We start from the raw sequence: 13354 nt of genomic DNA on the forward strand, positions 1-13354 counted from the left end.
CCAATTCTGATGGCGTATACGGAAGAAGTGAAGCGAGCCATACAGATTGCCCAGGCTCTGTCTAAGGAATATCAGAACGAATTATTTGCTCCGGCGCATTTGCTGATGGGGCTGTTGCATAATGAAGTCGGCATGGCTTCGTGGCTGGCGGTTATTGGGCAGGATATTCCCTATCTGCGTGAATGGGCCGAAGTACGTCTGGAGGCTAGTCCAAAGTCGAGTCGTTTGTCGCCCAACCCGCCGGGCGATGAGCAGGTAAAGACGGCTATGGAGTTGGCTGATCTGGTAGCCATGCAGTTGGGTAAAGCGCAAACTGACCCTGTGTGTGTATTGGTCGCTCTGCTTAAACCGGGTGTGGCATTCAGTGCCGAACAATTAAAGAGCTTTCCCATCACGCAGGCAGAGCTAATGCAGGCCGCTCTGGCCGATGCTGATGTACAAACAGCGGTGGCACCAGATACCAAGTCGAATGGGGTTGCCAAGACTAACGCCCAGTCTAGTACAACGGGCCAGGCATTGTTGCGTTACTGCGTCGATAAAACGGCGATGGCTGCCGAAGGTCGTTTAGACCCAATTATTGGTCGTGACCGGGAAGTGCGTATGATGACCGAAACCCTGGGCCGACGGACGAAACCGAATGTTATTCTGGTAGGTGAACCAGGGGTTGGTAAAACTGCGCTGGCTGATGGTTTCGCCCTGAATATTGTAGCTGGTGAAGTTCCCAATCATTTGCAAAATGCCCGATTGCTTGAGCTGGATCTGGGAGCATTGGTGGCAGGTGCTTCGTATAAAGGAGAAGTAGAAGATCGGTTGAAAAGTATCCTGAAAGAGTTGAAACAGGACACAAAGATCATTCTTTTCATCGACGAGATTCATCAATTACTCGATAGTCGGGGGCCGTTGGGTACTGGCGTCGCCAATCTCCTCAAACCCGAATTAGCCAAAGGGAATTTAACCGTCATTGGGGCTACTACGCTCGATGAATATCGGAAATACATCGAAACCGATGAGGCTTTTAGCCGCCGATTCGATGTGCTGCGCGTGGAAGAGCCTAACGTTGACACGGCCATCCAGATGATTCAACGGTTGGTGCCTTTTTATGAACAACACCACCAGCTCAATGTCGGGCCCGATGCTGTGGCTGAGGCCGTAATACTGGCTAAACGATACAGTCGCAATCGTCGATTACCCGATGCTGCCGTCGATCTGCTCGACCGGACCCTCTCGGCAGTTCGGATGATCAGTGAGCGAACACCTGTCGAAGTCGCAAAACTGACCGAACAACTCGATCAGCTAAGCGCTGTATCCAACGGGCCTGATTCGCTACGTAACCTGCGCTATTTACATCAGGAACTTGAAAACAAGATCAGCCCGATTTTGCTGGCGAATCTGCTGGCCGATACAACATCTGATGAAGAATCGGCCCCCGATCCATTTGAGTCGGCATCGACCTTGGCTGACCATATTCGGCAAACGCTCAGTCGCCTGGCCGATCAGGTGGCTACCCCGAAAACCGACGTCGATCGCCATGATGTAGCGGCTGTGATCTCGCACAAAACCGGTATTCCACTGGGAAAAATACAGAGTCAGGAGCGCGACAAACTGCTGGCGATGGATGAGGTACTGAAAAAGCGAGTTATTGGTCAGGATCATGCCGTGAAAGCTGTAGCCGACGCGATTCTGGAGGCTCGTTCGGGTCTGACGAAAGCGGGACAACCCATTGGTTCGTTCTTTTTGCTTGGGCCAACCGGAACCGGAAAAACGGAACTGGCTAAATCACTGGCTGATTTTCTGTTCAACGATGAGTCATTCCTGATTCGGTTCGACATGTCGGAGTTCAAAGAGGAGCATTCGGCTGCTTTGCTCTACGGTGCCCCTCCCGGCTATGTTGGTTACGAAGAAGGTGGCTTGCTGGTGAATAAAATCCGCGAAAAACCGTACTCGGTCGTGCTGTTCGATGAAATCGAAAAAGCGCACCCATCGGTATTCGATATTTTCCTGCAAATTCTGGACGAAGGCCGATTGCACGATCGATTGGGCAAGGAAGGTGATTTCTCGGATGCCGTTGTGCTGTTTACGTCAAACATTGGTAGTCAGCTCGTTATTCAGCGGTTTGGGGAAGGGCAGATACCGACCAATTCCGAATTGATGGAGACAATGAGTCGCCACTTCCGGCCAGAGTTTTTGGCTCGTCTGACGGAGATTGTACCCTTTGCCCCGATTTCCGAAGACAATGCCGTTCGAATTTTCAATCTGCACCTGCGTGGCCTCACCGATCAGCTTACCAAACAAGGCATTACGCTGGAACTCACTACTGAGGCACAACGCCATCTGGCGTTATCGGGTTTTACCCCACAATATGGTGCCCGGCAGCTCAAAGGTGTTATCCGAAATCAGCTTCGTCGGCCGATTTCCCGGATGATCATTGCGGGCGAGGTGACAAAAGGATCGACGATTCAGGTAGGCCTTCAGGGGGAGGAATTGCAATGGACAATTACCCATGAAGAAACGCCTGCTTCACAAGTATTATCAGAGTTAGTCACAAATGGTCAGGTACTGTCAGGATAGCAGCTTATTAACTGTCCTGACTATACCTGACAAACCCTGACAACACCTGAGCATTAACCAATTATGCCACAACCAGCCGCTCGTTTAATGGACATGCACGTTTGCCCGATGCAAACGCCTGCTGTAGTGCCCATTCCGCATGTAGGTGGGCCCATCATGGGACCCGGCATGCCAACGGTACTGATTGCTGGTCAACCAGCCGCTGTTATGGGCGATATGTGCACCTGTGTAGGGCCTCCCGATGTGATTATAAAAGGCTCGGCAACGGTACTGATTGGTGGAAAACCCGCTGCCCGAATGGGCGACACAACGGCTCACGGAGGCAGCATTGTCGCCGGTTGTCCAACGGTTTTGATTGGTGGGTGAAGTTTTCAGTTTACTGTTTTCGGTTTACTGCTGGCTGATGAGAAAGGGATTGATGCTTCAGCCAACAGTAAACCGAAAACAGTAAACTGAAAACTATAACAAATTGATTTCTAATTTTTTACCTAACTGCATGAATTATGTTTGACTACGGAATTGGTGGACAGGAGCGCAAGCTCAACGTTAGCGAGAGTATCGTTGACATCCCCCAGAACAAAACCCTCTTGATTGAGAAACTGACCACTGATCCATCATTCAGCCCGGAGGTGGTAGAAGGCCTGAAAACGGTAGGTGAAGTATTTGCCCATTTCAAGCCAGAAAACGAAATAGAATTTGACACCGAAGATGGGAGTACCATCAGCGAAACGCTCCGGTTTAACTCGCTCGCTGATTTTGGTAAGAAAGGTATCATCGCCCAAATCGAATACTTACAGCAGTTGAACATGACCTTCGAAGATTTTCAGAAGTATGTCAAGCAACTCAAGTCGAATAAAATTCTGAAAACCATGCTCGAAAATCCCGATGGTAAAGCCGCCTACATAGCGGCTATTCAAGCCATGATTCGCGAACTGGAAGAAGCGAAATGAAGTATTCTGTTTATGGTTTTTAGTTTGCGGTAGCTAATCGCTGGCCCAACTGGCTGACTGTCAAAAATGCTGACGCGCCAGTCAACCGTAAACCGAATACTGTAAACCACAAACCCTAAAAATCTACATGGAAGCACAGAATAAACCCTTGAAAACGGGCGAAAAACTCGCCGAAGATATTCCCTCACTCGAAGCCAGTGCCGCCAAATTAGCCAAATACGGCGGTTTTGCTATTCTGGAAACCACATTGGATGGGGTTCAAAATATGAACCCAGAGAAAAAAGCCCGTAAAAAAATCTTTCTGACCGAAGAGGCAAAAGCGGCTGAGCGAGCTGAATTAAAGAAACGGCTTGAGCTAATGCTTGAGTTGTTAGGAAGTGCCAACACCGTGGGCGAAGTGGCCGAAACGGCGCAGAAGAAAGCCGAAGCTGCTCAGGAACTCCTGTCGCAAAATCTATTGCGTGCCTTTGAGGCTAACCGAAGTCTGGAGCAATCATACCGATCGGTGGCTAGTTTCTATGCCAATACAGAACAGGATAAAGCGAAGAATGTCAACATAATGAACGCTGAACCTGAGCAACTGACCGACCTCGATAATACAACTTATATCGATGCGGTGGCCGAAGAGTTTGCCCGCACCTTCGATCGGCTTGACTTACGTGACAGCTACTCCCTGCTTGTACTTCCGGGCTACTTAGGGTCGAAGAAAGTGGTGGATAAATGGGCACAGATCGCTCATAAAAACAAGGTCATGATGGTGACCGATTTCCGGCATCTGGATGCGCCCGAAGACGTGGTCGATCTGTTCGAATCGGCTGATTTGACGGGGGGCGATGCCTATCTCTCAAACGTAATGATGACCTGTAACTGGCTGGCTGGGCGAGGTAAACACCAGGATGTGGGCGAAGAAGAAGACCTCTATGTGCCCGGAGCAGGTGCTTTAGCCGGTAAACTCTATGCCACCGTTATGTCGCAGGTGTCGGCTGGTCGCAAACATGGTGCGCTGAACGAAGCGGATGGTGTCCGATTCCCACTGAAGAAAAGCGAAATCTCGGCGCTGGAGAAAATGGGGCTGATTCCGATGGTAAACGAATACGGAAAGGTGATGCCTTTCTCTGCCAAAACACTGTTTAACGGTGATAATCTGGGTTTGCAAACATATTCTGTTGTGCGGGTATTCGATTACATCACCAAGGTGTTGATTGATTTCCTGAACCGTCGGGCGTTTGAGAATTTCAACTACAATACCAAAGCTGATATTCAGAAACAGATTGTGAAGTTTCTGGACAACGTAACTGGGCCCGGAAAGCTGATCGAGAAGTTCAAACTACTGCGCTTTGAACAGGACCCCAAACAGAAAGATCGGATCTATCTCGATATCCATATGGTGCCGTATTTCCCGGCCAAGACGTTCCTGCTCAAACTCGACGGACAGAAAGGCGACGATCCGGATTCGGCCGAATGGAAAGCAGACTACGATCAGCAATAGACTTACTTAATCATCAGACTTCTAAATCAACAACAATATGTCTGCTTACAAGGCAATTTTAATGACCGGTGATTTCGGGTACGGACTCAACCGGGTTAACTTTTTTGTAGCGCGCGACCGCGATGATAAAGGCCGACCAGTGCCAAATCTGGCCTGGACCATTATGGTCTCGATGTACGCCGTGCGCGATACTGTGTTTACCGAATGGATGATTGATCCAACCAAAAAAAGGGACATGGAGATTTTCTTCAATGAAGGGGGAGAGGTCGCCGTAAAAAAGTGGAATTTCAAAGATGTGTACTGCGTTGGGTTTGAGGAAAATTTCGTGCAGGATCTCGGCATTATGGAAACCATTCTTCTGCTTTCCGGGCAGGCAGTCACCAACGGAAACGCGACGTTAACCTACCAATGGGCGTAGACATACTGAACTTAACCAATACGAACAATGGCTAAACGAGCAGTTTTATCGGTTTGTGGTGAAGATTTTGACCTGTTGGAGTTCAATATCAATCTCAGGCAGAAGACGAATAACCTGGGCAAACCCGCTTCGGGCGTTTTCCTGGGCGATTTTTACTTCATTATCGAAGGGGGGAGCGATATCTTCTTCGAGTGGATCAGCGACCCTACCCGTATGGAAAGTGGGTCGATTAAAGTCTACTATAAAAAAGGCGACTCTCCTTTTGTCGAATACACGTTTGTGCAGGGCTTTCTTACCACGATCCTGGAAAACCTGTACGACAACGAGGGCATTGAGAATGCCTTCAATAGCATAAGTATGGCCGAAGATTCCAGCGAAAGCTTTGAACTGTGGACAAATATGGAAGGTACGGGGTTCAAGTCCGTCGATCTAAGCCATATCCTGACGAATACAGTAGCCAAGACCCGGCAGTTTCAGCAGCGGACGGGCATTGATTACGTGCTTATGATCACCCTCTCGTGCGAACAGGTACAGATCCGAAAAATTACCCACAAGAACGAGTGGGAAACCCAACGGCGTTAAGCGTTGGTAGTGAGCGAATTAGTGAACTTCTTTACTCTTAAACCACTTCAGCTATGGCATCGCTTCGTGCAGAGATGACAGTAGACAATGATTTATTCGCGCTTAACCGAATTTTTTTCACGGCTTCGCGCAAACGAAGCCGAAAAGGCGAACCGGCATCGGGCATAAACTGGCGCATGCACATAGCCATGGACGTGCTGGAGCAATCGACCTTTGCAGAGTGGATGTTCGACTCGAACATGAAAAAAAATGTTACGGTTACCTTTTATGCTACCGACGATGAAGGCGGTGGTGAAACCAAATTAAAAGAGTGGACCCTGGAAGCTACCAATTGTTTCGGTTTGCTTGAATTGTTCGTTGGCGATGCATCGTTTGAGACCACGAACTTAATTCTTAAGGGCAAATCCCTGTCAAATGGAAATGCTACGTTGACAATAGGTTCAGACGCAAAATAATCGGCAACGAACAAAAACTATGGCGCATAAAGCAATTTTAACAGTAGCGGGTCAGGAGATTAAAGCCCTGGAATTTCTGGTTTCGTTCAAACAGGCGTCCAATCAGAAAGGGCTCCCCGCTTCGGATGTAATGCTGGGGGATTTTTACCTCATCACCGAAGGCGGTTCCGACTTCTTTCTGGAGTGGCTGGCGGATGAAGATCGGCTAGAGAGTGGCAATATCAAAACGTATCGGAATGATCAGCCCTCCGTTTTTCTGACGTATGAGTTTGAGAATGCCTTCGTTACGGATGTTTCCGAAAGTTTCTACGACGACCACGGCAATATTCAGAACAAGTTCAACCGGATCAGTTCGGCCGAAGACTTAACCGATGACTCCTATGAGTTCGGCTACAACTTGACCCGGCTCAGTAAACAGGAAAGCGTGCTGGTCAGGAATATGTGGAAACGTGTTCGCCAGTTTCAGGAACGGACGAACATGGCTTACGTCTTATTTATTACGTTGTCCTGCGAAAAAATAAAGCTGCGGGACATCCCGCTAGATAATCAGTGGATCGACAGTTAATCGTTTATTTAATATAGCTATGGCTTATGATGCAACCCTGAATGTAGACGGGAATGCCTACAAAATTAACTGGATGCTATTGCGCATATATCGTAAGGAAGACCAGAAAGGTAAACCTGCTTCCCGACCTGCATGGGCAGTCGTTGTTAGTTTAGACGCGATGGACGATAGTACGATTAAGAGCTGGATGATTGACCCACATATGCAAAAAGACGGTAAGATCATTATGAGCCGCGTTGACGAATCGGCTACGTTTAAAGAAATTGAGTTTAAACAAGCGCATTGTGTAACCTACTTCGATGAGTTTTTCGCAGATGTCAATTACCTAAATACGATCATCATGATAACTGGCGGAGAGGTGACGGTCAATAAAGCTACGTTGCATGTTACATAAATCAACTTCTTTCAACAGAAACGACAATGTCATTCCAGGCTACATTAACCATTGAGGGCAAAAGTTTCAATGTCCTGCAATGTAAGCACAGTTTATCGCAGAAATATGAGCGGGGAAAACCAACCTCGGGCGTACGGGGAGGAGCCATTCAAGTTATAATAGACGGAACCGACGACGATTTACTAGGCAGTTGGGCAACCAGCCCTACTCTAAAAAAAGATGGGGAAATTACGTTTGATCGGGTTGATCAAAAATCGTCGCTACAAAAACTTGAGTTTCAGGAAGCGTATGCAACGGTTTATCTGGAATTTCTGGCGTCCGATACCATCGATTCTGAAGGCGTTCACAATGCTATTATTGAGTCGATCCAACTAGATATGGTTAGCACAACCGACCCTGATAATGTAAGGGCCATCGATAGTACAAAAACATTAGTGAAGTTTACGGAACGAACCGGTGTAAGTAATTGCATTCTTCTCCGAATATCAGCGGCTAAAATCAAACTCGACGGTATTGAACACCAAAACACGTAATCAATGGCCAAGCAGGTCGTAACGCATGTAGAACTTGAAGGCGGCAAAGAGCTGAAAAATGTTTCAGGGCTGTCTATTGAGCAGGACTTATTCGGGCACCATACGTTTGAATTGTCTGTGCCGTTCGAAGACCTGGAAGACGCTAATGAGTTATTTTTTCATGAATCGCACAAAAATGTAGTTGGCAAAACCGTTCAGTTTTCGTTTGATCCTCTGCTCGAAGACGGCTCTTTTGATTTCAAGTTTAAAGGCATTATCACCGAACTGGCGCTGAAAAACACCAGCGACACGTCGAATATTTTCCTGCTGAAGGGCTACGGACTTACCATTTTGCTGGAAGACAGCCGGTTGCGCCGGACGTTTCTTCAGTGTAGCCTGAGCGATATTGTCAATCAGGTTTTAATGCCTTACCCCAATAATCTGCTTAAGCGATCGGTTGATCCCAAATCGTCGGAAAGCCTGAAATACGTTGTTCAATACGACGAAACGAACTTCGAGTTTCTAGCCCGTCTGGCTGCTGAATATGGCGAATGGTGTTTTTACGATGGACTGCAATTAGTATTCGGAAAGCCCGACGATCAAAAAGTTGATTTCAAGGTGGATGGTATGCAAACCTTTGCCATGAGCCTGCGAGTCTTGCCCGCTAAATTTTTATACACTCGTTACGACTATGTTGCCGACGAGACTTACCAAAGCCATTCCGGCGATCAGCAAGTGAGCGGCTTGGGCCAATGGGGCGATTTTACGCTGGATGAATCCGAGAAAATGTTCAGCCAGGAATCGCAGCTCCCCTTACCAAAGCTCGTATACGGCCAAGGTGAACTGGACGAAGTGGCCAAAACACAGAAGGCCATGGAGGCCAGTCGATTGGTTGATTTTCAGGGATTTGGCGAAAATCCAGATGTGTCGGTCGGAACGGTTATTTCGGTAAAAGGCTCCCGAATAACCGAACGAGGCACATCGGAAGAAAACTTTGGCAGTTACCGGGTTACGCATGTATCGCACACCTTAGATGGCAGCGGCAACTATTCCAATACATTTCGGGCTGTACCTGATTCTGTAACCTACCCGCCCCCCAATCCATCCTTCAAGCTCCCGATTGGCAAGCCAGAGCTGGCCAAAGTGGTTGATAATGACGACCCCGAATCATTAGGACGGGTAAAGGTCGAGTTTATGTGGCCGGGCAACGCTAAAGAATCTGACTGGTTACGGGTAGGCCACCCGTACACGGCCAATGGCGAAGGCATGGTGTTTATCCCCGAAGTGGATGCCCAGGTCATGGTTGGCTACGAGTCGAATCTGGCTGAATATCCGTTTGTTTTAACTAGCCTATACCCGAAAAACAACAGCGTCAATTATACCCAGCACGATAATGTTCAGAAAACGATTCAGACCAAAGGGGGCAACAAAATTAGTTTGTACGATGAAAGAGGGGACGAGAAAATTGAAATAACCAACGTCAACAAAGACGATACGCATATCGTACTGTCGTTCAATGGTGATGGTAAAATTACCATTCAAACGCAGGGTGTTGTGCACATCGAAGGCAGGGATGTTGAAGTAAAAGCGCAGAACAATATAACCCTCGAAGCTCAAAACAATATTGAACTGAAGGCTACTAATGGTGTGAAAATTGAAGGTACAGCCAGCGTCGAAATTAAAGGGGCAAAGATTAACGCCGAGGCCGATGCTACCGCCGAAATCAAAACCAACGGTCAACTGTCGCTCGAAGGTACCCAAACGTCTCTTAAAGGCGATGCTATGGTAGAGGTGAAAGGGGGAGTTATTACACTGAACTAAGTCGGTTACGACATCGGTCATGTCCCACCACTAAAGTGATGGGTTATAACATCGGTCATCCCTACGGGATTGTTAGGTTATTCTGTGTCATCGGCTATGTCTCACTACTGAAGTAGTGGGTTACAACATCGGTCATCCATACAGGATTATTTGAAAATCCCGAAGGGATGATCGATATTGTAACCCATCACTTCAGTGGTGGGACATAGCGATAACATGACCTAACAATCCCGAAGGGATGACCGATATAAATTATGGCAAACACCTACCATCAGGTTTACATTCAAGCTGTTTTTGCGGTTAAATATCGGGCTGCCATCATCGACAGAACCTGGCAAAATGATCTCTTTGCTGTGATTGGCAATTTGATCAATGAAACGGGCTGTCAAACCATTATCGTCAATGGGGTTGCAGACCATGTCCATTGTTTTATTGGGCTAAAGCCAACGGTGGCTATTTCAGAGTTAATGAAAGCGATCAAAGCGAAATCATCAAAGTGGATAAATGAAACCGCTCTGACGCCTTCGCGATTTGAATGGCAGGGAGGTTATGGCGCCTTTTCCTATAGCCGCTCACATATAGATAACGTGTACAGATATATCGAAAACCAGGCAGAGCATCACCGAAAACAGACGTTTCGAGAGGAGTATATAAACTTTTTAAGAAAATTTGGCGTGCCCTACGATGAACGATATATTTTCGGAGAATTGGTCTAAACACTTCCTCCTGAGAGGGAATAAGAGTGATCACCTCGCTGTTATTGTTCGTCTAATTAATGCTCTTTACTCCGCCCGCATGGCTACAATTGTAGCGTTGTCAACTAAGTTATTTTGATTGAAATCGAGTGCCGGGTCCAGATAAACACGACGTTGCCACCATGCCGATTTTTTAGTGAATACCCAGCCAAAAGGCCGCCCGGATGGATCGGCGAAATGAATTGGGCTGGCAGGTGTACGCTCGTTGTAGTCGTTGATAAATACCAGAAAAAGATCGCCCAGCGCCATGGCAACGGGTGCTTTGGCCTTGAAATTCGTAAAGTTTGGGTCACTCGGCGTTTTCAGAAACTCAAACTGAATCACTAAAATCTTCGATAGGTCGAGCAAGTCAACATCCGGCATATCGCCATTAACCGGGTAATACCATTTCCGATAATTAGCTGGCGGAATATCCCGGTAGTACCGATAAGCCTGCACAACTAAAAACGGAATCAGAAAAGGGAGCAGACTTGTCACAAAAGGCCAACGATTGGCCAGGAACCCCATTTGCTGATAAAGAATCAGCGTAAATGCCATACCTAGTAGCAGTACGAGTAAAGTACCTAACAGCCCCATGCCAAATGCCGCAAATACTGCCGGAACAAAGCGAGGACTAAGCCAGAGGTGAAGAATTCCTATACCCAGGGCTAGTACTTGCACCAGAAAATAATACCATTGAAAATTGGCGCTATCGAGTGTGCCCGCAAAACCTGCTGCGCCCAGCAACAGACCGACCACAACACCGTAAAGAAGCCCCGGAACTCGTTTTACGAAGGATAGATTGGGCATTATTGGCGAATAATTATTGACCGAAGAGGAGTTCTTTTTGTTCGTATTGCAATATGGTCGAAAAATTAAAAGATCACACCAAAAAGTCAACGAAGGGGCAATAAAACTGGTAAATCGGCTTCGAGCCTTCAACAATTAACCAGGCGCTGTTTCAGAAAAATCGACAAGTTTGTACGATATACCAAAACCAACGCCTACTTTTAGCGCAAACCTCATGCTGCGTATATGAATCGTCTTTTCCTGGGTATCCTGCTCATCCTTGCTGGTTGCGGAACATCATCGCAAAAAAATGAGAAGCCCGAAGCCGGAACCATCGCTCCACCGTTTAAGCTCCCTTACCAACTGAGTGCTCCTATAGAGGAATATAAACTTCCGAAGGAATTAACCGAAATTTCGGGCCTGACTTACTTCAAGAACGACCAGCTATTGTGTGTTCAGGATGAAGAGGCTGTGGTCTACGTGTTTGATACGAAGAAAGGCAAGGTGGTGAAGGATTTTGGGTTTGGTGGGTATGGCGATTTTGAAGGAATCGAGTATGTAAACGATGAGGTGTACGTGCTCGAAAGCAATGGAAACCTGTTTCGCTTTGAGCCGGAGTCGAAACAGATTGGTAAAACCAAAACCGAGTTGCCCAAGAAAACCGAAGTAGAGGGATTGGGCTATGACCCGAAAACCAAGCGGTTATTAATTGCGGTTAAAGATGGAAAAGGCTCAAGCGATAAAGCCGTTTACTCGTTCGATTTGATAAACAAGGCCGTGTTTAAAGACATGAGTCTGAACGACGAACAACTCGAAGCCGCCGGTATTGACCCCAAAACCTATAAGCCCTCGGGCATTGCCGTGCATCCCATAACAGGGGAGTGGTACATCCTGACCTCTGCCGGAAAGCGGCTGCTAATCACAAGTCGACAGGCGAAAATTATCTATTCGGAACCGCTCGACACTAAGCAATTTCGCCAACCCGAAGGCATTTGCTTCGCGCCCAACGGCGATATGTACATCTCCAGCGAGGGCGCCGGTAAGAAGGGATACATTATGAAGTTTACGTATCGGAAATAAGAAAACATCTGTAAACTCATAGCGTATGCTGGTGATTTCTTCTACCCGTTTTACCTTGCAGGCCAAATGTATTCGCCATTCACGACAATCATGAGAACCGCTTTGCTGCTAGTTGGGCTGCTACTTACTCTTTCGCCAATTTATGCCCAAGTTGAGTCGTTGCAGACAAAAATTGACCAGCTCATTAAAGGGAAGAAAGCAACTGTGGGCGTAGGTATATACGACTTTGGTAGCCGACAGACGCTGATCATCAATGGCGATAAGCACATGCCCATGCAGAGTGTATATAAGTTTCACGTTGCCCTCGCGGTGTTGAGCGAAGTAGATAAAGGCCATTTGAAACTCACCCAGAAGATGCATGTGAAAAAAAGCGATATCGTGCCCGGTCTGCATAGCCCGATGGGTGAAGACTATCCGAAGGGCGAAGTCGATCTACCCCTGGCCGATATTATTCGGTATATGGTTGCCGAGAGCGATGGCAGTGCCTGTGATTATCTCTTTCGATTGCTCGGTGGGCCAAAACAGGTGGATGCCTTCATCCATAAGCTGGGTATTCGGGATGTGGCGATACGGGAAACCGAAGAAATGATGCAGGCAAAGGGAAATTGGGACGTTCAATATACCAACTGGACAACGCCAACGGCCATGCTCAGTTTGCTGAAGCTATTTTACCAGCGTAAAATTCTGTCGGCCAGCAGCCACGATTTCCTTTGGAAGGTGATGGTTGGAACAACAACAGGGCCGGACCGACTCAAGAAATTGCTACCTGCTGGTACGATAGTCGCTCACAAAACAGGTACGTCGGGAACGAATAAAGATGGCCTGATGGGCGCTGTCAACGACGTAGGTTTCATTACATTGCCAAACGGAAATCACCTGGCTATTAGCGTGTTTATTAGTAACACAACCGAAGGCATCGGGGCTAATGAGCGGATTATCGCCGATATCGCTAAAGTAGCGTACGATCACTTCGCCAAACTCAATTGATTGGCAGGAT

Annotated in this window: 15 protein-coding genes; 14 read left to right on the plus strand and 1 reads right to left on the minus strand. The window is 47.4% G+C overall.

The genetic code is table 11. The features are described from left to right. Window positions 1-9 precede the first annotated feature (9 nt). From H3H32_RS05965 to tnpA, 12 genes are all read left to right on the plus strand, one after another. Complete coding sequence (locus H3H32_RS05965) at window positions 10-2568, plus strand: ATP-dependent Clp protease ATP-binding subunit (RefSeq protein WP_182461742.1); 2559 nt, start codon at window positions 10-12, stop codon at window positions 2566-2568. 63 nt (window positions 2569-2631) lie between these two features. Continuing rightward, window positions 2632-2934, plus strand: a complete 303-nt coding sequence (locus H3H32_RS05970) for a PAAR domain-containing protein (RefSeq protein WP_182461743.1) — start codon at window positions 2632-2634, stop codon at window positions 2932-2934. 137 nt (window positions 2935-3071) lie between these two features. After that, complete coding sequence (locus tag H3H32_RS05975) at window positions 3072-3518, plus strand: hypothetical protein (protein WP_182461744.1); 447 nt, start codon at window positions 3072-3074, stop codon at window positions 3516-3518. A 127-nt stretch (window positions 3519-3645) separates the two neighbouring features. After that, on the plus strand, window positions 3646-5007 hold the full coding sequence (locus H3H32_RS05980; protein WP_182461745.1) for a DUF5458 family protein: 1362 nt from the start codon (window positions 3646-3648) through the stop codon (window positions 5005-5007). Between the two features lie 37 nt (window positions 5008-5044). Then, complete coding sequence (gene tssD, locus H3H32_RS05985; protein WP_182461746.1) at window positions 5045-5425, plus strand: type VI secretion system tube protein TssD; 381 nt, start codon at window positions 5045-5047, stop codon at window positions 5423-5425. A gap of 27 nt (window positions 5426-5452) precedes the next feature. Then, complete coding sequence (tssD, locus tag H3H32_RS05990; protein ID WP_182461747.1) at window positions 5453-6007, plus strand: type VI secretion system tube protein TssD; 555 nt, start codon at window positions 5453-5455, stop codon at window positions 6005-6007. Between the two features lie 53 nt (window positions 6008-6060). Beyond that, a complete protein-coding gene (gene tssD / locus H3H32_RS05995) occupies window positions 6061-6462 on the plus strand; it encodes a type VI secretion system tube protein TssD (protein ID WP_182461749.1) in 402 nt (133 codons plus the stop codon). Window positions 6463-6481: 19 nt separating this feature from the next. Then, window positions 6482-7027 carry a type VI secretion system tube protein TssD gene (tssD, locus tag H3H32_RS06000; RefSeq protein ID WP_182461751.1) on the plus strand — a complete coding sequence of 182 codons (546 nt, stop codon included), beginning with the start codon at window positions 6482-6484 and terminating at the stop codon, window positions 7025-7027. A gap of 19 nt (window positions 7028-7046) precedes the next feature. Continuing rightward, complete coding sequence (gene tssD / locus H3H32_RS06005; protein ID WP_182461752.1) at window positions 7047-7421, plus strand: type VI secretion system tube protein TssD; 375 nt, start codon at window positions 7047-7049, stop codon at window positions 7419-7421. A 26-nt stretch (window positions 7422-7447) separates the two neighbouring features. Continuing rightward, window positions 7448-7954, plus strand: a complete 507-nt coding sequence (gene tssD / locus H3H32_RS06010) for a type VI secretion system tube protein TssD (RefSeq protein WP_182461754.1) — start codon at window positions 7448-7450, stop codon at window positions 7952-7954. 3 nt (window positions 7955-7957) lie between these two features. Further along, window positions 7958-9754 carry a type VI secretion system Vgr family protein gene (locus H3H32_RS06015; protein WP_182461756.1) on the plus strand — a complete coding sequence of 599 codons (1797 nt, stop codon included), beginning with the start codon at window positions 7958-7960 and terminating at the stop codon, window positions 9752-9754. A gap of 254 nt (window positions 9755-10008) precedes the next feature. Further along, window positions 10009-10470, plus strand: a complete 462-nt coding sequence (gene tnpA / locus H3H32_RS06020; protein ID WP_182461758.1) for an IS200/IS605 family transposase — start codon at window positions 10009-10011, stop codon at window positions 10468-10470. Between the two features lie 66 nt (window positions 10471-10536). Here tnpA and H3H32_RS06025 read toward each other — a convergent pair whose 3' ends face one another. Beyond that, window positions 10537-11298, minus strand: a complete 762-nt coding sequence (locus H3H32_RS06025; RefSeq protein ID WP_182461759.1) for a TssN family type VI secretion system protein — start codon at window positions 11296-11298, stop codon at window positions 10537-10539. A 225-nt stretch (window positions 11299-11523) separates the two neighbouring features. On the opposite strand from H3H32_RS06025, the gene H3H32_RS06030 reads away from it, so the two are divergent. Then, complete coding sequence (locus H3H32_RS06030) at window positions 11524-12357, plus strand: SdiA-regulated domain-containing protein (protein ID WP_182461761.1); 834 nt, start codon at window positions 11524-11526, stop codon at window positions 12355-12357. A 90-nt stretch (window positions 12358-12447) separates the two neighbouring features. Then, window positions 12448-13344, plus strand: coding sequence for a class A beta-lactamase, subclass A2 (gene bla, locus H3H32_RS06035; protein WP_182461763.1), 897 nt, complete (start codon window positions 12448-12450; stop codon window positions 13342-13344). Window positions 13345-13354: the final 10 nt, after the last annotated feature.

The organism is Spirosoma foliorum (assembly GCF_014117325.1).
GTDB lineage: Bacteria > Bacteroidota > Bacteroidia > Cytophagales > Spirosomataceae > Spirosoma > Spirosoma foliorum.

Bases quoted from the DNA above. Each gene is read 5' to 3' on its own strand.
- H3H32_RS05965 (WP_182461742.1), top strand. From the start codon at position 10: ATGGCGTATACGGAAGAAGTGAAGCGAGCCATACAGATTGCCCAGGCT.
- H3H32_RS05970 (WP_182461743.1), top strand. From the start codon at position 2,632: ATGCCACAACCAGCCGCTCGTTTAATGGACATGCACGTTTGCCCGATG.
- H3H32_RS05975 (WP_182461744.1), top strand. From the start codon at position 3,072: ATGTTTGACTACGGAATTGGTGGACAGGAGCGCAAGCTCAACGTTAGC.
- H3H32_RS05980 (WP_182461745.1), top strand. From the start codon at position 3,646: ATGGAAGCACAGAATAAACCCTTGAAAACGGGCGAAAAACTCGCCGAA.
- tssD (WP_182461746.1), top strand. From the start codon at position 5,045: ATGTCTGCTTACAAGGCAATTTTAATGACCGGTGATTTCGGGTACGGA.
- tssD (WP_182461747.1), top strand. From the start codon at position 5,453: ATGGCTAAACGAGCAGTTTTATCGGTTTGTGGTGAAGATTTTGACCTG.
- tssD (WP_182461749.1), top strand. From the start codon at position 6,061: ATGGCATCGCTTCGTGCAGAGATGACAGTAGACAATGATTTATTCGCG.
- tssD (WP_182461751.1), top strand. From the start codon at position 6,482: ATGGCGCATAAAGCAATTTTAACAGTAGCGGGTCAGGAGATTAAAGCC.
- tssD (WP_182461752.1), top strand. From the start codon at position 7,047: ATGGCTTATGATGCAACCCTGAATGTAGACGGGAATGCCTACAAAATT.
- tssD (WP_182461754.1), top strand. From the start codon at position 7,448: ATGTCATTCCAGGCTACATTAACCATTGAGGGCAAAAGTTTCAATGTC.
- H3H32_RS06015 (WP_182461756.1), top strand. From the start codon at position 7,958: ATGGCCAAGCAGGTCGTAACGCATGTAGAACTTGAAGGCGGCAAAGAG.
- tnpA (WP_182461758.1), top strand. From the start codon at position 10,009: ATGGCAAACACCTACCATCAGGTTTACATTCAAGCTGTTTTTGCGGTT.
- H3H32_RS06025 (WP_182461759.1), bottom strand. From the start codon at position 11,298: ATGCCCAATCTATCCTTCGTAAAACGAGTTCCGGGGCTTCTTTACGGT.
- H3H32_RS06030 (WP_182461761.1), top strand. From the start codon at position 11,524: ATGAATCGTCTTTTCCTGGGTATCCTGCTCATCCTTGCTGGTTGCGGA.
- bla (WP_182461763.1), top strand. From the start codon at position 12,448: ATGAGAACCGCTTTGCTGCTAGTTGGGCTGCTACTTACTCTTTCGCCA.